Source organism: Pseudomonas sp. C6002, from assembly GCF_013385805.1.
In the GTDB taxonomy this organism is placed as follows: Bacteria; Pseudomonadota; Gammaproteobacteria; order Pseudomonadales; family Pseudomonadaceae; genus Aquipseudomonas.
Map to the genome: position 1 here is coordinate 27,140 of NZ_JACAPH010000039.1, position 24,201 is coordinate 51,340.

Genomic DNA, 24,201 nt, shown 5'->3' on the forward strand with positions numbered 1-24,201 from the left:
TGTTGGGCTTACATTTCTACTTGAGTACCGAGCTCGATCACCCGGTTAACCGGCAACTTGAAGAAGCGCAGGTTGCCGTTGGCGTTCTTCAGCATGAACGCGAACAACCCTTCGCGCCAACGCGCCATGCCCTTGATGCGGGACGCGATCACGGTTTCGCGGCTGAGGAAGTAGGTGGTGCGCATCGGGCTGAAATCCAGGTCATCCAGATGGCACAGCTTCAGCGCTTCGGGCACGTCCGGTTCATCGGTAAAGCCGAAATGCAGGATCACCCGGAAGAAGCCTTCGCCGTAGGCATCCACCTCGAAGCGGCGTGCGACCGGCACCCGTGGAATGTCTTCATAGACCACCGTCAACAGCACCACCTGCTCGTGCAGTACCTGGTTATGCAGCAGGTTGTGCAACAGCGCATGAGGCACGGCGTCTGGCCGCGCCGTCAGGAACACCGCGGTGCCCTGCACGCGATGAGGCGGTTGTACGCGGATACTGCTGATAAAGATCGGCAACGGCAGGCCGCCCTCGTCGAGACGGTCCACCAGCAATTGCTTGCCGCGCTTCCACGTGGTCATGAGTACGAACAGCACAATCCCCGCGAGTACCGGGAAAGCACCGCCCTGGACGATCTTCGGCACGTTGGCCGCGAAGTACAGGCCGTCCACCAGCAGGCAGCAGACCAATACCGGCACCGCCAATATCGGTGGCCATTTCCACAGCAGCAGCATCACTGCCGACACCAGGATAGTGGTCATCAGCATCGTGCCGGTCACCGCCACGCCGTAGGCCGATGCCAGTGCGTTGGAGGACTCAAAGCCCAGCACCAACAGGATCACACCGACCATCAGCGACCAGTTCACCGCACCGATGTAGATCTGGCCCTGCTCGGCACTGGAGGTGTGCTGGATATGCATGCGCGGGATATAACCGAGCTGGATGGCCTGGCGCGTCAGGGAGAACGCACCGGAGATGACGGCCTGGGACGCGATCACTGTGGCCAGCGTGGACAACACCACCAGCGGGATCAGGGCCCAACTCGGCGCCAGCAGGTAGAACGGGTTTCGCGCGGCCTCAGGATCGCCGAGCAACAAGGCACCCTGGCCGAAATAATTCAGCACCAGCGCCGGCAACACCAGCATGAACCAGGCGCGGGCAATGGGTTTGCGGCCGAAGTGGCCCATGTCGGCATACAGCGCCTCGGCACCGGTCAACGCCAGCACTACGGCACCGAGGATGGCCACGCCAATGCCCGGGTGAGCCTCGAAGAAACGCACGCCCCACATCGGGTTCATGGCGTTGAGTACTTCCGGATGCTGGGTGATGCCGTAGGCGCCGAGGCCGCCCAGCACCAGGAACCAGGTCACCATCACCGGCCCGAACAACTTGCCGATGCGGTCGGTACCGTGTTTCTGAATCAGGAAAAGGGCCACCAGCACAATCAGGGCGATCGGCACCACCCATTTTTCGAGGCCATCGAAGGCCAGTTCCAGACCTTCCACCGCCGATAACACGGAAATCGCCGGGGTAATCATGCTGTCGCCGTAGAACAGCGCCGCGCCGCACAAGCCACAGACCACCAGGAAACTGCGTAGCCGCTTGCGCTCACCCGCTGCTCGTCGCGCCAACGCGGTCAAGGCCATGATGCCGCCTTCGCCCTGGTTATCGGCGCGCAACACGAACAGCATGTACTTGATCGATACCACCCAGATCAGCGACCAGAAGATCAGCGCCAGGATCCCCAGCACACCGTCATGGTTGACCTGAACCCCATAACCACCGGTAAACACCTCTTTAAGGGTGTAGAGCGGGCTGGTGCCGATATCGCCGTAAACCACCCCCACTGCCGCCACCAGCATGCCGATCGGCTTTGCGTTGGACTGCTCGGCACCTGCTGCCTGACTACTTGCCTGACCCATCAACCACTCCTGCCCTTTGACCTGCGGTCTTTTATAAACAGCGCGCCTGCTGCGGGCGCCTATGCTGTCCACAGCATGCGCTGTTTTACTTCTCGTTACAGACGATTTATTGACCGAGGAAATTCACTCAGGTGCAACGGCGCGAAGCATAGCGCAGCACTCGTCGTATTTCCCTGCATAAAGCTGGTCAAGAGCGATTCCCGTCGCTAGAATTGCGCACTTTTTGATCAGAGGCACACCAAGTGCCCATCCGCCACCTTTCGTGCACGACGGGCGGCGTCATTCAATACCGAGGTTAGACATGTCCACCACCATCGCAAAAGCCAACCCCAAGGTCGGCTTTGTATCCCTGGGTTGCCCAAAGGCTCTGGTCGACTCCGAACGCATCCTTACGCAACTGCGCATGGAAGGCTATGACGTCGTGTCCACCTACCAGGACGCGGACGTGGTGGTGGTCAACACCTGCGGCTTCATCGACTCAGCCAAGGCCGAGTCCCTGGAAGTGATCGGCGAAGCCATCAAGGAAAACGGCAAGGTGATCGTCACCGGCTGCATGGGTGTGGAAGAAGGCGCCATCCGCAACGTGCACCCGAGCGTGCTGGCCGTGACCGGCCCGCAGCAGTACGAGCAAGTGGTCAACGCCGTGCACGACGTAGTGCCGCCGCGCCAGGACCACAACCCGTTGATCGACCTGGTGCCGCCGCAAGGCATCAAGCTGACGCCGCGCCACTACGCCTACCTGAAGATTTCCGAAGGCTGCAACCACAGCTGCAGCTTCTGCATCATCCCGTCGATGCGCGGCAAGCTGGTGAGCCGCCCGGTGGGCGACGTACTGGACGAGGCCCAGCGCCTGGTCAAATCCGGCGTGAAAGAGCTGCTGGTGATCTCCCAGGACACCAGCGCCTACGGCGTCGACGTCAAATACCGCACTGGCTTCTGGAACGGCGCGCCGGTGAAAACCCGCATGACCGAACTCTGCGAAGCCCTGAGCAGCCTCGGCGTATGGGTGCGCCTGCACTACGTTTACCCATACCCGCACGTTGACGAGCTGATCCCGCTGATGGCCGCCGGCAAGATCCTGCCGTACCTGGACATCCCGTTCCAGCACGCCAGCCCGAAAATCCTCAAGGCCATGAAACGCCCGGCCTTCGAAGACAAGACCCTGGCGCGCATCAAGAACTGGCGCGAGATCTGCCCGGACCTGATCATCCGCTCCACCTTCATCGTCGGCTTCCCCGGCGAAACCGAAGAAGACTTCCAGTACCTGCTGGACTGGCTGACCGAGGCCCAACTGGACCGCGTCGGCTGCTTCCAGTACTCGCCGGTGGAAGGTGCTCCGGCCAACCTGCTGGACGCTGCCATCGTGCCGGACGACGTCAAGCAGGACCGTTGGGAGCGCTTCATGGCGCACCAGCAGGCCATCAGCTCGGCGCGCCTGCAACTGCGCATCGGCCGTGAGATCGAAGTACTGATCGACGAAGTCGACGAGCAAGGCGCTGTAGGCCGCTGCTTCTTCGATGCACCGGAAATCGACGGTAACGTGTTCATCGACGATGCCAGCGGCCTGAAGCCGGGCGACAAGGTCTGGTGCACCGTGACCGACGCCGACGAGTACGACCTGTGGGCTGAAAAACGCGCATAAGGTGTAAAGAATTGAAAAAGCCCTGCCTCTGGACAAGATGCGGGGCTTTTTTAGGTCTATCGTTTTGCCCATCGGCGCCAATCATTGGCAAGGGGCAGCGGGCATGCGTCAGCATTCGGTTATCCATACACCCAAATCCAGCGACTATCAGGAACTGACCCGCATCTGGGAGGCTTCGGTGCGGGCCACCCATGACTTCCTGCCGGACAGTTACATCGAGCTGCTGAAAAACCTGGTGCTGACCCGCTACCTCGACGCGGTGATGCTGATCTGCACCAAGGACTCGCGCCAGCGCATCACCGGGTTTGCCGGGGTGGCCGCGGGCAAGGTCGAGATGCTGTTTATCGACCCCGAGCACCGTGGCCAGGGCCTGGGCCGGCAATTGCTGCGCTATGCCATCGAGTCGATGAATGCCGATCAACTGGACGTCAACGAACAGAACCCGCAAGCCCTGGGCTTTTACTTCAAGCAAGGCTTTGAGGTGATCGGACGCACGGACCATGACGGCATGGGGCAGCCTTATCCGTTGCTGCACATGCGTTTGCGCCAGGCCCAGCCACAGGCACGTCGCGGCTAAATGAAATGGAGCCGGGATTAACCGGCGCCACACAGGTACAATAGCCGCCCCCTTTTGTTTCGGCCCTTGTCATGACTGAACCCCTACGCCTCTCCAAACGCCTCATCGAACTGGTCGGTTGCTCCCGTCGGGAGGCTGAGCTGTTCATCGAAGGCGGCTGGGTCACGGTGGACGGCGAAGTGATCGACGAGCCGCAGTTCAAGGTCACCACCCAGAAGGTCGAGCTTGACCCTGAGGCCAAGGCCACAGCGCCGGAGCCGGTGACCATCCTGTTCCACGCCCCCGCCGGCGTGGATGCCGAGACAGCCATGGCGTCGATCAACGCCGAGACCCTGTCGGAAGAACACCGCTTCAGCAAGCGCCCGCTCAAGGGCCACTTCCTGCGCCTGACCGCCAGCAGTGACCTGCAAGCCAAGGCCAGCGGCCTGCTGGTGTTTACCCAGGACTGGAAGATTTTGCGCAAGCTGACCGCTGACGCGAACAAGATCGAACAGGAATACGTGGTGGAGGTGTCCGGCGACATGGTCGCCCACGGCCTGAACCGCCTCAACCATGGCCTGACCTACAAAGGTAAGGAATTGCCGGCGGTGAAAGCCAGCTGGCAGAACGAGAACCGCCTGCGCTTTGCGCTGAAAAACCCGCAACCGGGTGTGATTGCCTTGTTCTGCGAAGCCGTCGGCCTGAAAGTCGTCGCCATTCGACGCATCCGCATTGGCGGAGTCTCCATCGGCAAAGTGCCGGTAGGCCAATGGCGCTATCTGTCCGGCAAAGAAAAGTTCTAAGACTTTTTTCGCCGCCGAATCTCTCGATACCGCCTGCCTGGGCGGTGTCCACAGTTGAATGACCAGGATTGCCCACCATGATTCACAACGACGTACTGCGCAGCGTGCGCTACATGCTCGACATCAGCGACAACAAGATGGTCGAGATCATCAAGCTCGGCGGCATGGAAGTCACCAAGGACGACCTGCTGACCTACCTCAAGAAAGACGAGGAAGAAGGCTTCGTGTTCTGCCCGGACGAAGTCATGGCGCATTTCCTCGATGGCCTGGTGATCTTCAAGCGCGGCAAGGACGAGAGCCGTCCACCGCAGCCGATCGAACTGCCGGTGACCAACAACATCGTCCTGAAGAAACTGCGCGTGGCCTTCGAACTGAAGGAAGACGACATGCACGCAATCCTCAAGGCCTCCGAGTTCCCGGTGTCCAAGCCTGAGCTGAGCGCACTGTTCCGCAAGTTCGGCCACACCAACTACCGCACCTGTGGTGACCAGCTGTTGCGCAACTTCCTCAAGGGCCTGACCCTGCGCGTTCGCGCCTAAGCCCGTGAACTACAGCGTCTCGCCCATCGGTTTTGTCCGCTCCTGCTTCAAGGAGAAGTTCGCCATCCCGCGCCAGCCACAACTGGCGCCTGCCGCCCGGGGCGTGCTGGAGTTGGTGGCGCCATTCGACCAGGGTGAGGCGGTGCAGGGTTTGGAACAGGTCAGCCATGTGTGGCTGCTGTTCCTGTTCCACCAGGCGCTGGAAGACAAGCCCCGCCTGAAAGTGCGCCCGCCTCGCCTGGGTGGCAACACGTCCATGGGCGTGTTCGCCACCCGCGCGACGCACCGGCCCAACGGCATCGGCCAGTCAGTGGTCAAGCTGGACAAGGTGGAAGATGGACGCCTGTGGATATCCGGGATCGACCTGCTGGATGGCACACCGATTCTCGACATCAAGCCGTACGTGCCGTACGCAGACATAGTTGACACTGCGACCAACAACATCGCCAGCGCTGCGCCACAGCTGATTCCCGTGCAGTGGCTGAAGACTGCGCTGCAACAGGCAGAAGGCCACGCTCAGCGCCTTGGCGAGCCATTGGTGGCGTTGATCGAGCAGTGCCTGGCGCAGGATCCACGGCCGGCGTACCAGACGCCGGGGCCGGAGCGGGAATACGGGGCGCAGTTCTGGGATGTTGATGTGCGCTGGCACTATCCCGAAGCCGGGATGATTTGTGTGCTGGAAGTCGTGTCGGCCGGGTAAACCGGAAACAAATGTGGGAGCGGGCTTGCTCGCGAAAGCGGTGGATCAGTCAATACATCTGGTGACTGTTACACCGCTTTCGCGAGCAAGCCCGCTCCCACATTTTTTTTCGTCGCGCTTATTTCTCGACGAACGCACGCTCGATCAGGTAGTCGCCCGGCTCACGCATACGCGGGGAAACCTTCAAACCGAAGCTGTTGAGCACTTCGCTGGTTTCATCCAGCATGCTTGGGCTGCCGCACAGCATGGCGCGGTCGTCTTCAGGATTGATCGGCGGCAGGCCGATGTCACTGAACAGCTTGCCGCTGCGCATCAGGTCGGTCAGGCGGCCCTCGTTTTCGAACGGCTCACGGGTCACGGTCGGGTAGTAGATCAACTTGTCACGCAGGGCCTCGCCGAAGAACTCGTTCTGCGGCAGGTGCTCGGTGATGAATTCGCGGTAGGCGACTTCGTTGACGTAACGCACGCCGTGGCACAGGATCACTTTTTCGAAACGCTCGTAGGTTTCCGGGTCCTGGATCACGCTCATGAACGGCGCCAGGCCAGTGCCGGTGCTGAGCAGGTACAAGTGCTTGCCCGGCTTCAAATCGTCAAGCACCAGGGTGCCCGTCGGTTTTTTGCTGATGATGATCTCGTCGCCTTCCTTCAAGTGCTGCAATTGGGAAGTCAGCGGGCCATCAGGCACCTTGATGCTGAAGAACTCCAGATGCTCTTCCCAGTTCGGGCTGGCAATCGAGTAAGCGCGCATGAGCGGGCGGCCGTTGGGCTGTTGCAGGCCGATCATCACGAACTGACCGTTCTCGAAGCGCAGGCCCGGATCGCGGGTGCACTTGAAGCTGAACAGAGTGTCGTTCCAGTGATGAACACTGAGGACACGCTCGTGGTTCATGTTGCTCATGTACGGGGGACTCCTGGAAATGGGTCTGCGCCAAATGATGGATGCGCAATTGCACAGCATTCTAATGGCGGCGACAATATCTGTTAACTGGATTATTAAGATAAGGGTTATCGGTTATATCGATATGCGATTTACTCTACGTCAACTGCAAGTCTTCGTCGCCGTCGCCCAGCAGGAAAGCGTCTCGCGCGCTGCTGGCCTTCTGGCCTTATCTCAATCCGCCGCCAGCACGTCGATTACCGAGCTGGAGCGGCAATCCAGCTGCCAATTGTTCGACCGCGCGGGCAAACGCCTGAGCCTCAACGCCCTCGGTCACCAGCTATTGCCCCAGGCGGTGGCACTGCTGGACCAGGCCAAGGAGATCGAGGACCTGCTCAACGGCAAGTCGGGCTTCGGCTCCCTGGCGGTCGGGGCCACGCTGACCATCGGCAACTACCTGGCCACGCTGCTGATCGGCAGCTTCATGCAGCAGCATCCCGAGAGCCAGGTGAAGCTGCACGTGCAGAACACTGCGCATATCGTGCATCAGGTGGCGCATTACGAAATTGATCTGGGTCTAATCGAAGGCGACTGCAGCCACCCGGACATCGAGGTGCAAACCTGGGTGGAAGATGAACTGGTGGTGTTCTGCGCACCCCAGCATCACTTGGCCAAGCGCGGCCAGGCGACCATGGAAGAGCTGACCCATGAAGCGTGGATCCTGCGGGAACAAGGCTCTGGAACACGCCTGACCTTTGACCAGGCCATGCGGCATCACCGCAGCGCGCTGAATATCCGCCTGGAGCTGGAACACACCGAGGCAATCAAACGCGCGGTGGAATCAGGCTTGGGGATTGGCTGCATTTCCCGGCTGGCGCTGCGCGACGCCTTCCGGCGTGGCAGCCTGGTACCGGTGGAAACCCCGGACCTGGACCTGGCCCGGCAGTTCTACTTCATCTGGCACAAGCAGAAGTACCAGACCTCGGCGATGCGCGAATTCCTCGAGCTGTGCCGGTCGTTCACCGCCGGGGTGCAGCGCAGCGACGAGATCGTACTGCCGACCATTGCCTAGATCAGGATCACGGCCCACACCAGGGTAATCATGGTCAGCGCTACGAACTGCGCGGCGCTGCCCATGTCCTTGGCGTTTTTCGACAAGGGGTGCAGGTCCAGGGAAATCCGGTCGATCGCCGCTTCGACGGCGGAGTTGAGCAACTCGACGATCAACGCCAGCAGGCACACGGCGATCAGCAGCGCCCGCTCTACCCGGCTGACGTTAAGGAAGAAACTCAGCGGGATCAGGATGACATTGAGCAACACCAGCTGACGAAACGCCGCCTCGCCGGTGAAAGCAGCACGCAGGCCATCCAGGGAATATCCGCCTGCGTTGAAAATACGTTTGATACCGGTTTGACCCTTGAAAGGCGACATAGAGTAGGCAACTGAGCAAAAAGGTGTGGGGAAACTAGAGTAAGCAAAGTCAAAAAAACGTGAATGAACAGCGTCTTAATGCTGCGAAATTGACTCAAGTTGTTGCAAGAGCAGCGCCGCCTGGGTTCGCGTACGTACGCCGAGCTTGCGGAAGATCGCCGTGACGTGAGCCTTGATGGTCGCTTCCGACACGCTCAGCTCGTAGGCAATCTGTTTGTTCAATAGACCTTCGCAGACCATGGTCAATACGCGGAACTGCTGGGGCGTGAGGCTGGCCAGGCCATCACGCGCGGCCTTGGCTTCGTCGGAGACGTTGATCTCTTCAAAGGCCTGCGGCGGCCAGGAGACATCGCCATCCAGCACCGTGCGCACGGCTTTCTGGATGTCTTCCATGGAGCTGGACTTGGGAATGAAACCACTGGCACCGAACTCCTTGGAGCGCACCACCACCGACGCCTCTTCCTGGGCCGATACCATCACCACCGGTATCTGCGGGTATTGCCCACGCAGCAGCACCAGCCCGGAAAAACCGTAGGCACCCGGCATGTTCAGGTCCAGCAGGACCAGGTCCCAGTCGGACTTTTCGGTAAGGCGGGTTTCCAGCTCGGCAATGCTGGCGACTTCGACGAGGCGTACATCCGGCCCCAGGCCCAGCGTGACCGCCTGGTGCAGCGCACTGCGAAACAGCGGGTGGTCATCGGCAATCAGGATTTCGTATGTGGCCATTTATTAAATGATCCTGTTTTTTAGGGCGGCACTGATGGGTTCAGTGCTCGCCAACGCGCAAGGTGGCTGCCAGGCCAGCAGTCACCAAAGGGCGCGTTCAACGTCAAAAAGCGACGTATCCAATCTGTGACAGCGCCCCAATCGGCGCCAAGCATGCCCAGCGTAGCCTGGGTGGTCAAGCGCTACGCCCGTGGCTATTTTAGCGGGCTGCGCGTTTGCGCGGCCATCATGCAAAGGTCGGCTGGCCATGACACCTATAGATAAGGTGCAAGGCGAGTATGGACGACATCGGCCGGGTCCAGCGCCAGTTGAAACTTGGCGGCCAGGTAGTGAGTGCTGAATACGTCCAGATAGGCATCCAGGACTTCACTGGCTGCGGCATCTTCAGCCAGCTCCAGGCACAGCGCGGCGACTTCGGCGGTGCAGAAGTGGTCATCACGCTTGGAGCGACGCAGCTTGTAGCGCGACAGTTGCTCGGGCGCCAGGCTCAGCACCGGCAAGTGCTCCAGGTACGGGCTCTTGCGGAACATCTTGCGCGCCTCGCTCCAGGTGCCGTCCAGCAAAATGAACAGCGGGCGCTTGCCCTCCTCCAGCCTGACCTGATGGACCACCCGCTCCGGGGCCACGAATTCGCCGGGAAAGACGATGTATGGCTGCCATTGCGGGTCGGCCAGCAAGGTCAGCAACTCCGGCTCAACCTCAGTGCGCGACCAGGGGAACGCAGTCGTGTCGTTGATCACATCGGCAATCAGCCAGCCGGTGTTGCTGGGTTTCATCGGCTCTACGTCGTGCATCAGCAGGCACATGCCGGATCTGGCCTGGACCTTGGGCCGCCAGGCGCAGAGGCAGTACTCGGGAATCACCCGGCAGCCGGGGCAGCGTTCGGCCCGCGAGCCTCGCGCTACAAACGGTTTTACGGCACGGGCCAGGCGCTGCGTGCGCAAACGGGAGACGGCATGGCTCATCGGGAGCGCCGCAGGGAAGTGGAAATCGACACGGATAGAACTCGGAAGGCAAAAGTTACCGCAGTTTACCAGAGCCGCCCCCGGCCACCTGCACTTCCCGGCAATAGGCTGGCCCTAGGGGCAAGCGGTCACCTATAATCCCGCGCCACTGAACGCACAGCGCAGTGGCTGGTCTATGCACCAGTAACCGAATCAGGAGAGTTTCATGCTGCGTCTTATGCCACGCCTTGTAGTTCCGTCCGTCGCCCTCGCGCTGGTGTTGCCTCTGGGTGCCCAAGCGGCCTCGTTGCTGGAGGCTCAACTGAACAGGAAGCTGCAAAGCGTCGCAGAGGAAACCAACAAAGAACTGCCACGGGAAATTGACGAAAAGACCCTGGAAGTTGCCTACACCGTTGAAGGCTTGCAGCTGATTGACCATTTGAGCGTACTGCCCGACCGCGCCGAGCAAATGCGCGCCAACCCCAAGGCTGTGTACTTCCAGCTCGGCCAAAGTGTGTGCCTGAACAAGGGTTACCGCGAGCTGATGGCCAAGGGCGCGATCATGCGCTATGAAATCACCGAGAACAAAACCAACCGCCCGGTAGCCTCGGTGAAGTTCCAGGAAGCAGATTGCCCGGCACCGGCTGCCGCGAAGAAGAAAAAGTAAGCGATAACTCCTGTCGCGCGCCGCTGACCAGCGGCGCGCAATATACCCCTCTGCACTCTCCGCCATTGCCCGCCCGCGGCAGCGTCTAAACTCCCTCAGAAGTGATCAATAAGCGGTTGCCAGCCAAGACTTTATAGGCTCATGATCAATTCATCCTGAACGCCTGGAACATCGGGTTTTCACACCGTCCTGTAACATTTTCAGGGCAAAAGAGGGTTGCCCTCCTGAGCGTGCAATGCAAAGGTTTTTAATCATAAGGAATATACAGAACCGGTTTCGCCCACCTCGTTAATCAGAGGCAACGACACATGCAGTGTCGTGGTCCCGACGAATTTCTCGCCGGCACCCAGGGTTCTGTGAAGAAGGAGAAGTTGAATGCCTTACGAACCGAATGAACTCCTGATCCGTCAATTTGAAGAAAACGGCACCGACCTCACGCAGCAGGTCGACGCGCAACTCCACTTGATTGCGCCCAACAGTCCAAATATCCCCCTTTATCGCGACATGATCTTCACCGTGTTGCGCATGGCCCAGGACGACCGCAGCCGCTGGAATGCCAAGATAACCTTGCAGGCGATCCGGGAACTGGACCACGCCTTCCGCGTGCTCGAACAGTTCAAGGGGCGGCGCAAAGTCACGGTGTTCGGCTCGGCGCGCACGCCGGTGGAAAGCCCGTTGTACGCACTGGCCCGGGAAGTGGGCGCGGTCCTGGCCCGTTCGGATCTGATGGTGATCACCGGCGGCGGCGGCGGCATCATGGCGGCGGCCCACGAGGGTGCCGGCCTGGAGCACAGCCTGGGGTTCAACATCACCCTGCCCTTTGAACAGCACGCCAACCCGACCATCGATGGCACCGAGAACCTGCTGTCCTTCCACTTCTTCTTTACCCGCAAGCTGTTCTTCGTCAAGGAAGCCGACGCCTTGATCCTGTGCCCGGGCGGTTTCGGTACCCTGGATGAAGCGCTGGAGGTGCTGACCCTGATCCAGACCGGCAAAAGCCCGCTGGTACCGGTGGTACTGCTGGATGCACCGGGCGGTAGCTTCTGGCAAGGCGCACTGGACTTTATCCGCAGCCAACTTGAGGCCAATCGCTACATCCTGCCCACCGACCTCAAGCTGGTCCGCCTGGTGTACAGCGCCGAAGAGGCGGTGGACGAAATCAACCAGTTCTACGCCAACTTTCACTCCACCCGCTGGCTGAAGCGCCAGTTTGTGATTCGCATGAATCATCCGTTGAGTGACCGCGCACTGGCCCACCTGCAGGAGGCGTTCGCCAGCCTTCGCCTCAGTGGCGACTTCCAACAAATCGCGTACACCGGCGAAGAGCATGACGAGCCAAGCTTCAGCCATCTGACGCGGCTGGTGTTCAACTTCAACGGGCGTGATCAGGGACGGTTGCGGGAATTGGTGGATTACATCAACTTGCCGGAAAACTGGGCCCAGGCTCAGGGAAAAACGCAGCAGCGGGTGACGGAGACGGCGTGACCTGACACTGAAACGAAAAAAGGCCCGCTATTTTCATAGTGGGCCTTTTGGATTGTGCCAGTAGAACGATGCGCAGGTTGGGGCTGCTGCGCAGCCCAGCGGGAGCAAGCTCCCTCGCCACACCAAGCCCCGTAGTGATCAGAGCAACCATTTACCAGGCGCAGCCTTCAGTCATCCATATCCCGACCGCTCAACAGGCGACTGATCATCTCCATCGAAAACCCGCGATAACTCAGGAAGCGACCTTGCTTAGCCCGCTCACGCGCATCAATAGGCAGATGACCGGCAAACTTGCGCCGCCAGGTTTCTTCCAGTTGTGCCTGCCAACTGATGCCGCACTCACGCAACGCGAGTTCGATATCAGCCCGCTGCAGGCCACGCTGGCTCAGCTCTTCACGAATTCGTGCAGGGCCATAGCCGGATCGGGCTCGGTAGGAGACGAAACTTTCGAGGTAACGGGACTCCGACAGCAGCCCTTCTTCCGTCAAACGGTCAAGGGCTGCGTCGATCATCTCGGGATCTGCGCCACGCTGACGCAGCTTACGCGTCAGCTCGACTCGACCATGCTCGCGCCGTGCGAGCAGGTCCATTGCAGTGCGCCTTACGGCGACGGGTGTATCCAGGACAACGCTCATCGTTTGCTTCAGATGTCAGTGTCGACTTCTTCTACTTCTTCAACCGGCTCGCGGTTGGCGGCAGCCTTGACGTCAGGTGCCGGGGTCAGCAACTTGTCGCGGATCTGCTTCTCGAGCGTAGCGGCAACATCCGGGTTATCCGCAAGGAACTTGGCCGAGTTGGCCTTGCCCTGGCCGATCTTGCTGCCGTTGTAGGCATACCAGGCACCGGATTTCTCGACGAAACCGTGCAGCACGCCCAGGTCGATCATCTCGCCGTTCAGGTAGATACCCTTGCCGTAGAGAATCTGGAACTCGGCCTGACGGAACGGCGGGGCCACCTTGTTCTTCACGACTTTAACGCGGGTTTCGCTACCAACAACCTCGTCACCTTCCTTCACCGCGCCAGTACGACGGATGTCCAGACGGACCGAAGCGTAGAACTTCAGCGCGTTACCACCGGTGGTGGTTTCCGGGCTGCCGAACATCACGCCGATCTTCATCCGGATCTGGTTGATGAAGATCACCAAGCAGTTGGCGTTCTTGATGTTACCGGTGATTTTACGCAGGGCCTGGGACATCAAGCGGGCTTGAAGGCCCACGTGCATGTCGCCCATTTCGCCTTCGATTTCAGCCTTGGGTACCAGGGCTGCCACGGAGTCGACCACGATCACGTCGATGGCGTTGGAGCGCACCAGCATGTCGGTGATTTCCAGCGCTTGCTCACCGGTGTCCGGTTGCGAAACCAGCAGGTCGTCAACGTTGACGCCCAGCTTGCCGGCGTATTCAGGATCCAGGGCGTGCTCGGCATCGACGAACGCACAGGTGGCGCCCATTTTTTGTGCCTGGGCAATCACCGACAGGGTCAGGGTGGTTTTACCGGAAGATTCAGGACCGTAGATCTCAACGATACGGCCTTTTGGCAGGCCGCCAATGCCGAGCGCGATGTCCAGACCCAGAGAGCCAGTGGAGATAGCCGGGATCGCCTGACGGTCGTGATCGCCCATACGCATTACGGCACCCTTGCCGAATTGACGTTCGATCTGACCCAGGGCCGCAGCCAAGGCTTTCTTCTTGTTGTCGTCCATTAAAGTCCTCACGTAATCAATAAGGCCTGGCGGCCAACACCTGTATAAGTAGACAGTATTGTTCCACAAAGATCCGTGATCGCCTACCCCTGATTTTCTATTTCTGCTGCAGCTCGTCGCAACAAGCCCTCTAGCGCGGCCTTTACCGTTTGTCGGCGGACCTCGTCGCGGTTGCCGGGGAAGTGTTCGAGCTCGGCGGTAACCTCATCGCCCACGCCCCAGGCCAGCCATACGGTGCCCACCGGCTTGTCCGGCGAACCGCCATCGGGCCCGGCCACGCCGCTGACTGCCACGGCAAAACGCGCCAGGCTTTTCTCCTGGGCACCCCGCACCATCGCCTCCACCACTTCGCGGCTGACGGCACCGACCTTGGGGAACAGGGCTTCCGGTACATTCAGTTGCCGGGTCTTCTGGCGATTGGAATACGTGACATAGCCCGCCTCGAACCAGGCCGAACTCCCGGGAATCCGCGTGATTGCCTCGGCGATACCGCCGCCGGTGCACGACTCGGCCGTTGTGACGTGGGCATTGAGAACCTGCAAGCGTCGGCCAAGTTCAGCGGCGAGTTGAGTAATTTCCTTCACGGTCATCTCCTGGAGTGGACGGGCGTTCGCCTACCCTACAGGAGCCCATGGGCCATGCAAGTTACAAGAGACTAACGCGCGACGGCCCGGACATACGCCTGGCAGGCGCGCAAGGCGATCATTGCGTTATCGCCGTCGTCGGTGATGCCGATAATTCGTTGAGCATGCGCCGGGTCAAGTCGGGCTCGCGGGGCGCCATGAACCACGCTGCCGGGGGTGGCGGTGGCTGGCATTGGGCAGCCTCTGGCTGAGTCGCTGGCGTCGAGAAGGACTGACAACCGCACATCAGCAGTGGCCAGACGATCCCGCAGGTGAGCCTGATCACGCTGTGCATCGGAAAGCTCCCGAGTGTGTTGTTGGTCGCTGGCGCTGAGTTGTTGCTCCAGTGCCAGCCGTTTGTCCTGTTCGGCCTGTTGTTGCTGGCTGAGTGCTGCGGCATGCAGAGCCTGCAGGTGCTCGAGTTGTGCGCCATATCGCCAAGCCTGTACCTGCCAGGCAACACCCGCCGAAACTGCGAACAACAGGCAAAACCCAAGCAGGCGATACGACGTCAGGAAGCCCATGACACCGCCTTCGCCCGCGCCCACAGTTGCATACGGTTCTCCAGACCGTTGAGGCCACCATTGATGCGCCGGGTGATCGTGGTGAACTGGTCCTGGTCAGCCAGCTCGTTCAAGCCATTGCGCTGCCAGAACCACGCGGCAGATTCGCACGCCCATTGCGGCGTCTCCAGCAACTCCGGTTGGTGCAACAAACGCTCATCGCCGAACAGTGCCTGACTGCACGCCAGGTAGTTGCGCCGGCCGGTGATCTGGATCAGGCCGCGGCCGCGATACTTCTGGCCATCGCCATCAGCTTCCGGGGAGTTGCCCAGGCGGGCGGCCAGGGTACCGGTGTCGTATTTGCTCAGGTATTGATCGCTGCCCAGCTCACGTACGTAGCGCAGTTCGCCGGATTCGTGGCCGATTTGGGCGAGGAAGGCGGCGATGCGTTTGGGTGTGGTGATTTGGCGGTTGGACATGGCTGTGTTCAGCGCAGATACGAAAACGCCCGCTTGGGCGCGGGCGTTGGGCATGATTTGCACAAGATCATTCTGGGTTATCGGCATGAAAAAACCTCCGAACTCACGAGCACCACACTATTGTACAAGGCCAACCATCCAGTCCGGTTTAACCGGCCGAAATTCGGAGGCTGGAAACTTCGAGTTCTGCGGCCAATCACGCAGCAGTTGGAAATAAGCCAGCAGTTGCGCAAATTGTCCTTCTGTCAGCGTGGTATCTCGCTTCAGGTCGGACTCATCCCGATGGCGCTCGCGAAGCCACTTGATACTGTCGATTTCCGAATCCCGCCAGAGTCGTTCGGATTCACACTCGTCCGTGTTCCTCAGTTTTTCATCGAGATGCCAGGACGAGCCATCCCAAACGTGATCTGACCCGGGGCGTTTCAGCGAGGTAAGTTCCAACGGCAACTCACCTAACTGCTGCCATTGGATCTCCTCGCCGGTATCCGTTCGATACACAAGACCGCGCAGGTCCGGAACCAGGTTCCAGATAGCTTGAGCATCTTTAACGTGAACCGCAGCAAAGCCGGGCTCGGTTACAGGCGGGGCTTCACTGAAAGCCATGGAGGGGATAAGCCAGGCCCCCTCGACAAGTGGATCGGGGTCAGCAAAAGCCGTTCCGATGTATTCGCCCGTCACCGGGTGTGCCTGATAAATAACAGGGGCAGAAGCAGTCATGATTGACCTCAGTACTTGATGCACATAAGACGGGAAGTGTTGCGCGGACGCGTTTCGTTGGCGGTGCGTGGAACACCATTGACGCCGTTGGTTACGGGGTCACCGGTGCTGCCAATGTTGAACGATGCGTTGGAACCACCGCCCACGCCGTTCCAGTTGCCTGGGCTCCCGTTCAGGGTGGTGCCAGGACGAGGGCCGTGCCAATGGCCTTGCATCGCATCCAGTTGCAACGACCCCAGCCCGCGTTGCGGGTCCACGCCGCGTCCATCGTCAAAGCCACGGATGAACTCACCACGGCTGTCCGGCAGGTTAAACGTAGTGCTTCCGTCACCAGCGCCAAACGTCGTCCCTATCACGTCAAACAGCTTTGAATAGGCTGTACGAGAAACCGCAGCACCGTTCTCTTTCAAAAACCCAGCCGGTGCCGAGGCACCGCAATACTGAATCGTCGTCCCGACCGGAACCCCCATCGACGCTGGGTCGAGATTTCCAGAGTGCCAGAGCCTTCGTGTTGGGCTCCAGACCTTAGCCTGAGAGCAGCCTCGGATGTAGACATCCGGTTCTGTGTTCCCCTGCTGAAAACCAATCTGCCCCGCGTAATTTCCGTCGCCGTAAGGGATATTCACCAATCCGACGTAGTTGGCGAAACTGGTATTCCCGGCACTGTAATAGTAAAACCCGCCGGGTAGCCCAACGGTATCAATCGCGGCAGCAGGTGCAACATTGCCACCCAGTCCGTATTGACCAATGCTCAGCGCATCTGTCACACCATAGCCCGCAAGGGTCGTGGCCTTATCCGCTTTGGTTGAAGGGTTGAAGTTGATCTCAGACCAAATTTTCTTCGAACTCCAGAGCAACTCACCGTCCGCGTTCATCGCGAGTGCTCGAGCAATTATCTTGCCCCAATGGAACATGATTCGTGGTGCATAGTTGAAATCTCGTGTGGAATCAGAAACTTCTTGCGCTTCACGAATTTCCAGTGCGCCCCCCTGTCCATTGCCGATCTCACCCAATATGCTGGAAGAAAGACTTGGGCGCTGCTGGGACGTACGGCCTACCACCAGAGCATCCGTAATCCCATACCCCGCCAACGTCGTCGGCTTATTCCTCAACTTCAACCAATCACTCAACACACTCAACGCTTGCGCCAGCTGATCGGTCTTCGTCTCATCCGGCGCAATCCCCGCCGCCGCCAGCACATTCAAAATCTCCTGCGTAACCCCATTCCCCCAAGCCGCCGGAATCAAACTCCCCGGCGTCCCGGTCACCGGGTTTTCATCCACAAACTTGCCATTCACCAGCCCAACGCTGGGCACACTCTTTGGATAATCCACGCTTCTATCCTCTAGTCATAATTGATGTGCACCTGCGTATGTGCAGGTGCGCTGCGATGAATCAGGCACTCCAGGGCATTGCCCGGGTTGACGCCAAACCGCTCTCCCCAATAACTCGCCCCAAACCGCCGCCCCAGGTGCTGGCGGCCGCCGGTGTTGAGCGTCCACATGAAGTGCGCCTGCCAGGTGCCAAAATGCGCCGCGCCAAACCGTGAGCGGCCCATGCGCGGGGCGCGATGTTCAGTGACACTGGCGTCGGGATAACCCTGGCTGCGGGCGATTTCGATGTAGTACGCGGCGCGCTGGCTGCCCACCGCCAACAGACGTCGACGCACCGCCAGGCGACGGTCGTCGTACAGCGGGCTCAAGCCCAGGCAAGGGTCGGGCAGTTGCATCACCCTTTCCCACTCCGGCACCAGTTCGCTGACGGTCACGGGGTCCATTTCGTTTTGCAGGTCGCAGGCGCGGGCGTCGATGCGCGTAAGTTCTTCGGCGATGCCTTTGAGCACCGTCTGCAACTGCGGCATGGTCTCCAGGTCCCAGGCCGGACCGCTGGGCAACAGGGCGATCAGTTGTTCCTCGTACTGGCCAGCCGTCCTTATCCCAGCCATGTGATACCTCCAAACACCAGTAACTGGTTTGTCGCCGCCGTAACGTCCGCCAGCGGGCTTGTCAGTGTGTGATCGGTCTCACCGGTGGCGGTGCTGATGGCTTCGGCGATGTGGGTCAGCAACAAGCTGTCGCCCAGCCCCGCCTCGCGATTGTGCAAGTCTCGCAGTTGGGCCTCGACGGCCGCGCGCACGGCGCTGGTGTCGGGGGTCAGGCGCAGTTGATAAACCACTGGCTTCATCACCGGCGCCAACACATACACATCAGCGGTCACTGGCCGCAGCGGTTCGATATGGGCTTGAACCTGCGCCAACTGCGCTGCATTGGGGATCGGCTGCGGGTCGTCGTCACGCATCACGAACACCCCCACCGTCCCCGGCCCCAGGTAATTGCCGCGACACCATGCGCGGGTAATGCCGGGCACTTCGAGGGACCAGGTCTCGTAATCCTGTGCCGAACCGCCCTGGGGAATAACGCGATAGGAACGAATCACCCGCGCCCGCAGCGACTCCAGGGTTTCTCGTGCCACACCGCCGGTCAGCCCCGGCGCCAGCACGGTAAAGGTCGAACCAATACCTTGCAGCGGCTGGACCGCGATCAGGCTCAGCCCGGCATCAGCGTTGCCCAGCGTGCCGGCATCAATCGCCTGCACCGTGGCGGTGTTGAGGCCTGCATGGGTGGTACCGGCAGCGGTGACTTTGAAGCTGCGACCATCACTGGCTTGCAGCACCGTGTCCACATCCAGCACCGCGCCCGCCGCTGCGTTAAAACTCACGGTGCCACTGGCGGCTACCGCCGCCTTGCGTGCCTGGTTCAAACGCAGCGCAGCGATGCGTTCCAGGGTGGATTCATCGGCGGTATCCGGCAGGATCTGCTCAGCGATCCAATCGAGATAACCGTACAGGCCGAACGCAGCGCCACTCAGTGTGCGCGCCAGGACCTGGGCATCGGACTGGCGCAGCGAATCGCTGGCCAGGTCGCTTTGGGTGCGTTTGATCAGCACCGGCAGCGAAGGGGTTTCAAACGGCATAAATCACCTGCCAACTGTTATCAGGGTTGATGTCCAGGCGCTCGCCATCGGCCAGGGTCAGCTGCGTGCGCAGGTTGAGCCGCTGGGCGTCGAGGCGCTCACTGAGGACTTCGATGGCGCTGCAATGCCCGTCGTCGATCAGCCACTGCAAGGCTTCGCGGGCATAGAATTCGGCGTCCAGTTGCGTCTGGCGGGTCAGCTTGACCCGGCGCAGCAACCACAACCTTGAGCCGATACGGTCGTCGGCCACGCAGGGAAAACTGTCGCCCCACCAGCCGAAGCGCTCGTCATCGTCAACAGGGTCATCCGGCGCGGCACGGCGCCAGGTGAACAGGCTGATCAGCACCGAGCGGGTCAGGGCCTTTTTCAGGTTGTCGGAGACAAACATCACTGGCCTCCCGCCGGCGCACCGGTCTGACCGCTGCCGGGCTGGACGCCCACATGCACGTGCTGGATCTGGCTGATGCCGCCGGCAATCTGATCGCCCTGGGAGATGATCTTGCCGCTCTGGGTCAGGGTCGGCGTATCAATGTTCACCGCCTGGCTGGCGCGGATATTCAAGGTGCCGGTTTCAATGTCGATTACCCGCCCGCGCTTGAAATGAACTTTGTCGCCTTCGTCGGTATAGATCGCCACTTCACCCGGCGCCAGGGACTGCAAGCGATAGCGACGGTCGGCCACCACCAGCACGATGGCATGGGAGCGGTCACCGCCCAGGAAGGTGGCGATGCCTTCAGCACCCGCCAGAGGGTTGCTGGTAAAACCGTAGGGTTCGAAGTGCTCCATGTCGTCGTTCACTTCGCCTGCCGTCAGGCGCATTTGCAGCGATTGCAGCTTGGTGGCCGAGTGGGCGAGCACGACAGTGCCGCGCGCCAGCAGGCGAGTCAGTAAGCTCATGGAAATTCCTTGGTGGTTAAGCGGATGGCAACGGATTGGCATCAAAGGTGGACGGCGGCGCCACCTGTAGCGTGGTGATCGAACCTTGGTCGGAGAGCGACCAGGTGACCTTGGAGATCAGCATGTCCTGGTCAAAGCCCAGCACCGGATCGATCACCCGCACCAACAGGTTGTGGCGCCACAAATCGCCGTTGGACTGCCGCCAGCCTTGCACGGTGTAGGTGGTGGTCAGGGCTTTTCCGGTACGGGTGGCGCGTTCCCAGTCGGCGCGTTGCTGGGCCAGCTCGGGGGTCAACTGCGTCGGTTCGCTGATCACCGTGACGCGTTTTCGCGTGGCTTTTTCATCCCGGGAAATCCCTGAAACCTCACTGACCGCCGCTGCACTTTTCTGATCATCGCCCTTGTGCTGGCCGATGACGCGGTACTCGGAAAATACCGAGCTGAAGTCCATCGGTGCGTTAGCCGAAAGGATGTTCTGTCCCAGCTCCAGGCTGTCATTCGCACGCCCTGCACTACCGGGCGATGCCAATACCAGGCGCCCATCCGCATCGTCGGTGGAGAACACCCGATACAACGTCAGCAAGCGGTCGATGGATTGAAATACCGTCTCCCCGGGCACGATGCTGTGGGTATGCAGGCGCGCAGTTTCGGCAATCTCGCTGTGCACCTCCACGCCATAGGTGGCCGTCAGCGCCCGGACGATGCTCAGCACACTTTGCCCGCGCCACTGGCCGGGCTGGTTTATCGCTGCGCAGTCCACAAGGTCCTGGGTCACTGAACCGCCCTGAATACTCAGGCTGATCTGTCGGCCGTCGTAACTGATGGGCGCCTTGAACACAAAGCCGGTGAGCACCAGGTCGCAACCGATGCGTACCTGGCAACGGGCGCCGGGCTTGATCGGCGCCGCCAGGGTTTGCCCGGGCCATTGCCAGGTGATGTTGAGGGTGAAGGTGCGAAATTGACGCTCCAGGTCGGCGCTGATTTCCACGCTTTTCCAGCCGCCATAATCCAGGCCGTCCACGGTTAGGGTGACGGCATTGTCCAACTCGTTCATGGGTTACTCCCTGACCACTTGCAGGTCCGCCGGTGGCAGGAAGCCCGGATGGGCCACCCGATTGCGCTGCACCACCTCGCCCACTCGCGTCGCGTCACCGAAGCGCTGATAGGCCAACAGCAAGGCGGGCATGCTGCGCATCGGCGTCAGATTGACCAGCCGGACACCGGACGAAGCCACCGCCGTCAGATGCGCGAACATCTGTTGGCGCAGGTCGTTCAGCGCAACATAGTGCCCGGCGTCGGCCTTCAATGCGGCTTGCCACATGGCTTCGTTCAGAAGGTCACGCAGCACCAGCACATCGTCGGCCACCGGCACTTCGCGGCGCTGCACCGGCTGTGCCGCCTGTTGCGCCACGGATGGCGTGGTACTGAGGGTCACCGCTTTTGTCGCCACCGGTACGTCCGCCAGCCAATGGGCGATCTTCACCCACAACGCATCCTGTACCAGGTTGGCAGTGGCTTGCACCGCCGCCACGCTGTCCTTGCCGGTGGTCAGCTTCGGCACGTCGATAGTGCGAGCCGCTTCCACCTGCTGCGAGAGGTTGGCCAGCATGCCGCGATAGCCGTTGCGGGCAAATGCCTTCAACTCTTTCAAATCGCCGAGCAAGCCCTTGAACTCGGCGCTCAATTCCTTGGGCACTTCCTTGATGGCTTTGACCAAGGCATTCAGGTCGCCATACAACTGAATCAGTGGGGCAAATTGCTGCTCAATTACCTGGTAAACCTCTGCCAGGCCATTGCGCAACGCCTGGATGCCCACCCGCGCCTGCTTCACCAGTGCGACGGCCTGCTCAAAGCGCAGCACCGCCGAACCCAGCAAACTGTCGGCCGACACCAGCAACAGCTGGCGGGTATTGACCGCCGTAGTGGGAAACTTCAAAGGTTCGTCGGGATAGAACTTCAGGGCAAAGGTCACCAGCCCGCCGTCCTGGCGGGTTTGGGTCATCTCGCATTCGCCGACCTTGACCTGCAACCGTCCGAGCCACGGGTGCACCAGCTCGCCGGCGCCCTCCTCCAGGGCCTTGAGCAACTTGTCGCGTTGCTCCAGGCAATCCTCGCCCACTACAAATGCCGTCAGCTCATGCACCCTGGACTGTTGGCCCAGCCCTTCAAAAAAAGGCAGGTCGCGCTGAGGGTATTCGTGCAACTGGCCCTTCTTGCCGACCGGGACTTTCGCCTGGTCAACCCAAAACCCGACGCCACGAAACGACGCCGGCAACAAACGATCACGCCAGCTCATTGGAGCCTCCAAGGGACAGGGAACGGTAGCCGACACGTGGGGTGACGCTCAGGCCGGGCTGGTTGGTTCTGGGCTGGTCCACCCGCAGGCCCGCCGGTGCATTGTCGAAGCTCACCCGCAAATCGCCGTTGAGCTGCGTGCGGTTGTTGGCAGCGGTTTGTTGCAGCAGCGAACTGGAGCTGGACGCCAGCGGTGATACCAAGCCAGGACCCTTGCGGAACCAGGATGGGTTACGCGCGCTTTCGGCATTACGTTCCTGTTGCTCGGTGGTCAACTCCAGCACACTGCCGGTCGCCTGGTTGATCACCTCACCCAGCCCACCGTTGAACAGCTTGCGAATCGGTGCGGTGATCACCGCCAGCTTCTCCGATAGCGCCGTGAACCAACTCAGCACCGGTGCCCACATGGCTTCAAGTTGCTCCATCGGATGCCAGTCGTCGAACAGGCCACTCAACACTACAAAGGCGTCCTGGGCCTGCAACTTGATATCGCGCCAGATCGAGGCGAATGCACCGCTGACGCTACCCCAGACGGCAGCAACCTTGTCCAGGGGCGACCAATCGAAGTAACTGCTGACGATGGTAAAAGCCGCCAGCGCGGAGAGTTTGAAGTCACTCCAGATCGCCGCAAACATCTCACTGATCACTCCCCAGTTGGCAATGATTTGCCCTTGGGGTGACCAACTGAACAGGCTTTTCATGAACTCGACCACCGGCACACTCAGTGCCTTGAGCAAGTCCCAGAGGGCCGCAAAAAAGCCGCTCAACGGCGTCCAGTTGTTGACGATCAAACCCATTGGCGACCAGGAAAACAGTGTGGTGAAAAAGCCGACCAAGGGCTGCGCCATTACCTTCAGCGACGTCCACAACCCGGAAAAAAAGCCTGTGATCGGCCCCCACAAGCGCATCACCTGTTCCAGCGGACGAAACGCAAAGACCGTCTGGAAAAACTCGCCCAAGGTTCCAATCGCCGCCATCACCCGTTCGCCGAGCCCGACAAAAAATGCCGAAATCGGCTTCCAGTTGGCAACGATCAAGCCTGCCGCCACGGCAATGCCTACAGCCACCAAAACTATCGGATTGGCGCTGAGCACCAGCTGCATCAAGCCCAGTGCCTGAGACACGCCGGTGACGGCCGCCTGCATAGCGGTAAACGCTACTGCGCCGGCAGCCAGGCCCTGCACCAGTTGCGGATTTTCGGTGAGCACCTGGGCCAACGTCGTCAGCAACGGCTCCAACCCGACCACCACCGCCGTGACGGCCGGCAACAGCGCAGTACCAAACGCCACCGACACCTTGTCCAGCGACGCGTTGAAATCCTTCAGCCCTTGCGCCGCCGTTTCGGTAACGCCCTGCCCCACGGCGGCATTGACCTCGCCGACCTCAGCCTTGAACGCCAGCGCCGATTTGATACCGCTGATAAACGGTGCCGCCAGCCCACCGCCCTTTACCAAACCGGCGATATCCAGCTTGCCGAGACCGGTCTGTTCCAGGTTCTGCCTGAAGCGCCCGACCATGGCCTGCAGCGCAGCGAGCTTGGGCGACAGCTGGTCGATGCCGGTCAGGCGCACGGCGGTACTTTCTACTTTCTGAGCTTCTGCCATCACTGCACCTGCTGCATCGCATTGATCCGTTGCGCATGCTCCAGGGATTCCCGGAGCGTATCCAAAGGCCTGGCCAGCATCTGTTCGGGATCAACCTTCCAGAACCAGGCCAGGTCATAGGCCACCGC

General features: G+C 60.5%; 28 protein-coding genes. 8 read left to right on the forward strand and 20 right to left on the reverse strand.

The features are described from left to right. Positions 1-8: 8 nt before the first annotated feature. Entirely contained in the window at positions 9-1,910 is a 1,902-nt protein-coding gene (locus tag HX817_RS27280) for a potassium transporter Kup (protein ID WP_010170040.1), read from the reverse strand. Positions 1,911-2,211: 301 nt separating this feature from the next. Between HX817_RS27280 and rimO the strand changes: the two genes are divergently transcribed. The 5 genes from rimO (at position 2,212) to tsaA (ending at position 6,150) form a co-directional block, all read left to right on the forward strand. Next, on the forward strand, positions 2,212-3,552 hold the full coding sequence (rimO, locus tag HX817_RS27285) for a 30S ribosomal protein S12 methylthiotransferase RimO (RefSeq protein ID WP_003208624.1): 1,341 nt from the start codon (positions 2,212-2,214) through the stop codon (positions 3,550-3,552). 103 nt (positions 3,553-3,655) lie between these two features. Then, positions 3,656-4,129 carry a GNAT family N-acetyltransferase gene (locus HX817_RS27290; protein ID WP_003208626.1) on the forward strand — a complete coding sequence of 158 codons (474 nt, stop codon included), beginning with the start codon at positions 3,656-3,658 and terminating at the stop codon, positions 4,127-4,129. Between the two features lie 71 nt (positions 4,130-4,200). Then, complete coding sequence (locus HX817_RS27295) at positions 4,201-4,911, forward strand: rRNA pseudouridine synthase (RefSeq protein ID WP_003208627.1); 711 nt, start codon at positions 4,201-4,203, stop codon at positions 4,909-4,911. A 77-nt stretch (positions 4,912-4,988) separates the two neighbouring features. Next, positions 4,989-5,450 carry a DUF1456 family protein gene (locus HX817_RS27300; RefSeq protein ID WP_003208629.1) on the forward strand — a complete coding sequence of 154 codons (462 nt, stop codon included), beginning with the start codon at positions 4,989-4,991 and terminating at the stop codon, positions 5,448-5,450. A gap of 4 nt (positions 5,451-5,454) precedes the next feature. Then, positions 5,455-6,150, forward strand: coding sequence for a tRNA (N6-threonylcarbamoyladenosine(37)-N6)-methyltransferase TrmO (gene tsaA / locus HX817_RS27305; protein ID WP_102604876.1), 696 nt, complete (start codon positions 5,455-5,457; stop codon positions 6,148-6,150). A 118-nt stretch (positions 6,151-6,268) separates the two neighbouring features. On the opposite strand, the gene fpr is transcribed toward tsaA, so the two are convergent. After that, positions 6,269-7,048 carry a ferredoxin-NADP reductase gene (fpr, locus tag HX817_RS27310; protein ID WP_003189055.1) on the reverse strand — a complete coding sequence of 260 codons (780 nt, stop codon included), beginning with the start codon at positions 7,046-7,048 and terminating at the stop codon, positions 6,269-6,271. Between the two features lie 124 nt (positions 7,049-7,172). Between fpr and HX817_RS27315 the strand changes: the two genes are divergently transcribed. Continuing rightward, positions 7,173-8,099 (forward strand): LysR family transcriptional regulator, encoded by a 927-nt coding sequence (locus HX817_RS27315; protein ID WP_003208633.1) that lies wholly within the window; start codon positions 7,173-7,175, stop codon positions 8,097-8,099. On the opposite strand, the gene HX817_RS27320 is transcribed toward HX817_RS27315, so the two are convergent. The 3 genes from HX817_RS27320 to HX817_RS27330 form a co-directional block, all read right to left on the reverse strand. Continuing rightward, a complete protein-coding gene (locus HX817_RS27320) occupies positions 8,096-8,458 on the reverse strand; it encodes a diacylglycerol kinase (RefSeq protein WP_003208635.1) in 363 nt (120 codons plus the stop codon). The genes HX817_RS27315 and HX817_RS27320 overlap by 4 nt on opposite strands. 75 nt (positions 8,459-8,533) lie before the next feature. Continuing rightward, entirely contained in the window at positions 8,534-9,184 is a 651-nt protein-coding gene (erdR, locus tag HX817_RS27325; protein ID WP_003208636.1) for a response regulator transcription factor ErdR, read from the reverse strand. A 254-nt stretch (positions 9,185-9,438) separates the two neighbouring features. Next, complete coding sequence (locus HX817_RS27330; protein WP_003208638.1) at positions 9,439-10,149, reverse strand: tRNA-uridine aminocarboxypropyltransferase; 711 nt, start codon at positions 10,147-10,149, stop codon at positions 9,439-9,441. A gap of 205 nt (positions 10,150-10,354) precedes the next feature. On the opposite strand from HX817_RS27330, the gene HX817_RS27335 reads away from it, so the two are divergent. Together HX817_RS27335 and HX817_RS27340 are read left to right on the forward strand one after the other, a co-directional pair. Continuing rightward, the gene (locus tag HX817_RS27335; protein WP_003208640.1) at positions 10,355-10,795 is read left to right on the forward strand and encodes a PA3611 family quorum-sensing-regulated virulence factor; all 441 of its coding nucleotides are present in this window, start codon (positions 10,355-10,357) and stop codon (positions 10,793-10,795) included. Between the two features lie 375 nt (positions 10,796-11,170). After that, positions 11,171-12,280 (forward strand): TIGR00730 family Rossman fold protein, encoded by a 1,110-nt coding sequence (locus tag HX817_RS27340; protein WP_003208643.1) that lies wholly within the window; start codon positions 11,171-11,173, stop codon positions 12,278-12,280. A gap of 167 nt (positions 12,281-12,447) precedes the next feature. On the opposite strand, the gene recX is transcribed toward HX817_RS27340, so the two are convergent. The 15 genes from recX to HX817_RS31450 form a co-directional block, all read right to left on the reverse strand. Continuing rightward, complete coding sequence (gene recX / locus HX817_RS27345) at positions 12,448-12,915, reverse strand: recombination regulator RecX (RefSeq protein ID WP_003208644.1); 468 nt, start codon at positions 12,913-12,915, stop codon at positions 12,448-12,450. 8 nt (positions 12,916-12,923) lie between these two features. Further along, positions 12,924-13,982 carry a recombinase RecA gene (gene recA / locus HX817_RS27350; protein ID WP_003208645.1) on the reverse strand — a complete coding sequence of 353 codons (1,059 nt, stop codon included), beginning with the start codon at positions 13,980-13,982 and terminating at the stop codon, positions 12,924-12,926. Between the two features lie 83 nt (positions 13,983-14,065). Then, positions 14,066-14,566 carry a CinA family protein gene (locus HX817_RS27355; RefSeq protein ID WP_003208648.1) on the reverse strand — a complete coding sequence of 167 codons (501 nt, stop codon included), beginning with the start codon at positions 14,564-14,566 and terminating at the stop codon, positions 14,066-14,068. Positions 14,567-14,637: 71 nt separating this feature from the next. Next, positions 14,638-15,129, reverse strand: coding sequence for a lysis system i-spanin subunit Rz (locus HX817_RS27360; protein WP_177041825.1), 492 nt, complete (start codon positions 15,127-15,129; stop codon positions 14,638-14,640). Continuing rightward, entirely contained in the window at positions 15,117-15,674 is a 558-nt protein-coding gene (locus HX817_RS27365; protein ID WP_087695309.1) for a glycoside hydrolase family 19 protein, read from the reverse strand. Before HX817_RS27365 ends, HX817_RS27360 begins: the two co-directional genes overlap by 13 nt. Positions 15,675-15,704: 30 nt before the next feature. Further along, positions 15,705-16,304: a phage tail assembly chaperone gene (locus HX817_RS27370; protein ID WP_177041827.1), complete on the reverse strand. Its 600-nt coding sequence runs from the start codon at positions 16,302-16,304 to the stop codon at positions 15,705-15,707. An 8-nt stretch (positions 16,305-16,312) separates the two neighbouring features. Then, on the reverse strand, positions 16,313-17,638 hold the full coding sequence (locus HX817_RS27375; protein WP_087695307.1) for a tail fiber protein: 1,326 nt from the start codon (positions 17,636-17,638) through the stop codon (positions 16,313-16,315). A gap of 11 nt (positions 17,639-17,649) precedes the next feature. Then, on the reverse strand, positions 17,650-18,249 hold the full coding sequence (locus HX817_RS27380) for a YmfQ family protein (protein WP_087695306.1): 600 nt from the start codon (positions 18,247-18,249) through the stop codon (positions 17,650-17,652). Beyond that, entirely contained in the window at positions 18,237-19,277 is a 1,041-nt protein-coding gene (locus HX817_RS27385; protein ID WP_177041829.1) for a baseplate J/gp47 family protein, read from the reverse strand. The genes HX817_RS27380 and HX817_RS27385 overlap by 13 nt, the downstream gene beginning before the upstream one ends. Further along, complete coding sequence (locus HX817_RS27390) at positions 19,267-19,665, reverse strand: phage GP46 family protein (protein ID WP_177041831.1); 399 nt, start codon at positions 19,663-19,665, stop codon at positions 19,267-19,269. Before HX817_RS27390 ends, HX817_RS27385 begins: the two co-directional genes overlap by 11 nt. Next, on the reverse strand, positions 19,665-20,174 hold the full coding sequence (locus HX817_RS27395) for a phage baseplate assembly protein V (protein ID WP_177019268.1): 510 nt from the start codon (positions 20,172-20,174) through the stop codon (positions 19,665-19,667). The genes HX817_RS27390 and HX817_RS27395 overlap by 1 nt, the downstream gene beginning before the upstream one ends. Before the next feature lie 16 nt (positions 20,175-20,190). Then, entirely contained in the window at positions 20,191-21,228 is a 1,038-nt protein-coding gene (locus HX817_RS27400; RefSeq protein ID WP_177028949.1) for a phage baseplate assembly protein, read from the reverse strand. Positions 21,229-21,231: 3 nt separating this feature from the next. Continuing rightward, positions 21,232-22,470 carry a DNA circularization protein gene (locus tag HX817_RS27405; RefSeq protein ID WP_177041833.1) on the reverse strand — a complete coding sequence of 413 codons (1,239 nt, stop codon included), beginning with the start codon at positions 22,468-22,470 and terminating at the stop codon, positions 21,232-21,234. Next, positions 22,457-24,073 (reverse strand): hypothetical protein, encoded by a 1,617-nt coding sequence (locus tag HX817_RS27410; protein ID WP_177041835.1) that lies wholly within the window; start codon positions 24,071-24,073, stop codon positions 22,457-22,459. Before HX817_RS27410 ends, HX817_RS27405 begins: the two co-directional genes overlap by 14 nt. Continuing rightward, on the reverse strand, positions 24,073-24,198 hold the full coding sequence (locus tag HX817_RS31450; protein WP_010170085.1) for a hypothetical protein: 126 nt from the start codon (positions 24,196-24,198) through the stop codon (positions 24,073-24,075). Before HX817_RS31450 ends, HX817_RS27410 begins: the two co-directional genes overlap by 1 nt. Between the last annotated feature and the right edge of the window lie 3 nt (positions 24,199-24,201).

What these genes read in the sequence shown, in the direction of transcription:
- HX817_RS27280 (WP_010170040.1), bottom strand. Translation starts at nt 1,910, where the DNA reads ATGGGTCAGGCAAGTAGTCAGGCAGCAGGTGCCGAGCAGTCCAACGCA.
- rimO (WP_003208624.1), top strand. Translation starts at nt 2,212, where the DNA reads ATGTCCACCACCATCGCAAAAGCCAACCCCAAGGTCGGCTTTGTATCC.
- HX817_RS27290 (WP_003208626.1), top strand. Translation starts at nt 3,656, where the DNA reads ATGCGTCAGCATTCGGTTATCCATACACCCAAATCCAGCGACTATCAG.
- HX817_RS27295 (WP_003208627.1), top strand. Translation starts at nt 4,201, where the DNA reads ATGACTGAACCCCTACGCCTCTCCAAACGCCTCATCGAACTGGTCGGT.
- HX817_RS27300 (WP_003208629.1), top strand. Translation starts at nt 4,989, where the DNA reads ATGATTCACAACGACGTACTGCGCAGCGTGCGCTACATGCTCGACATC.
- fpr (WP_003189055.1), bottom strand. Translation starts at nt 7,048, where the DNA reads ATGAGCAACATGAACCACGAGCGTGTCCTCAGTGTTCATCACTGGAAC.
- HX817_RS27315 (WP_003208633.1), top strand. Translation starts at nt 7,173, where the DNA reads ATGCGATTTACTCTACGTCAACTGCAAGTCTTCGTCGCCGTCGCCCAG.
- HX817_RS27320 (WP_003208635.1), bottom strand. Translation starts at nt 8,458, where the DNA reads ATGTCGCCTTTCAAGGGTCAAACCGGTATCAAACGTATTTTCAACGCA.
- erdR (WP_003208636.1), bottom strand. Translation starts at nt 9,184, where the DNA reads ATGGCCACATACGAAATCCTGATTGCCGATGACCACCCGCTGTTTCGC.
- HX817_RS27330 (WP_003208638.1), bottom strand. Translation starts at nt 10,149, where the DNA reads ATGAGCCATGCCGTCTCCCGTTTGCGCACGCAGCGCCTGGCCCGTGCC.
- HX817_RS27335 (WP_003208640.1), top strand. Translation starts at nt 10,355, where the DNA reads ATGCTGCGTCTTATGCCACGCCTTGTAGTTCCGTCCGTCGCCCTCGCG.
- HX817_RS27340 (WP_003208643.1), top strand. Translation starts at nt 11,171, where the DNA reads ATGCCTTACGAACCGAATGAACTCCTGATCCGTCAATTTGAAGAAAAC.
- recX (WP_003208644.1), bottom strand. Translation starts at nt 12,915, where the DNA reads ATGAGCGTTGTCCTGGATACACCCGTCGCCGTAAGGCGCACTGCAATG.
- recA (WP_003208645.1), bottom strand. Translation starts at nt 13,982, where the DNA reads ATGGACGACAACAAGAAGAAAGCCTTGGCTGCGGCCCTGGGTCAGATC.
- HX817_RS27360 (WP_177041825.1), bottom strand. Translation starts at nt 15,129, where the DNA reads ATGGGCTTCCTGACGTCGTATCGCCTGCTTGGGTTTTGCCTGTTGTTC.
- HX817_RS27365 (WP_087695309.1), bottom strand. Translation starts at nt 15,674, where the DNA reads ATGCCGATAACCCAGAATGATCTTGTGCAAATCATGCCCAACGCCCGC.
- HX817_RS27370 (WP_177041827.1), bottom strand. Translation starts at nt 16,304, where the DNA reads ATGACTGCTTCTGCCCCTGTTATTTATCAGGCACACCCGGTGACGGGC.
- HX817_RS27380 (WP_087695306.1), bottom strand. Translation starts at nt 18,249, where the DNA reads ATGGCTGGGATAAGGACGGCTGGCCAGTACGAGGAACAACTGATCGCC.
- HX817_RS27385 (WP_177041829.1), bottom strand. Translation starts at nt 19,277, where the DNA reads ATGCCGTTTGAAACCCCTTCGCTGCCGGTGCTGATCAAACGCACCCAA.
- HX817_RS27390 (WP_177041831.1), bottom strand. Translation starts at nt 19,665, where the DNA reads ATGTTTGTCTCCGACAACCTGAAAAAGGCCCTGACCCGCTCGGTGCTG.
- HX817_RS27395 (WP_177019268.1), bottom strand. Translation starts at nt 20,174, where the DNA reads ATGAGCTTACTGACTCGCCTGCTGGCGCGCGGCACTGTCGTGCTCGCC.
- HX817_RS27400 (WP_177028949.1), bottom strand. Translation starts at nt 21,228, where the DNA reads ATGAACGAGTTGGACAATGCCGTCACCCTAACCGTGGACGGCCTGGAT.
- HX817_RS27405 (WP_177041833.1), bottom strand. Translation starts at nt 22,470, where the DNA reads ATGAGCTGGCGTGATCGTTTGTTGCCGGCGTCGTTTCGTGGCGTCGGG.
- HX817_RS27410 (WP_177041835.1), bottom strand. Translation starts at nt 24,073, where the DNA reads ATGGCAGAAGCTCAGAAAGTAGAAAGTACCGCCGTGCGCCTGACCGGC.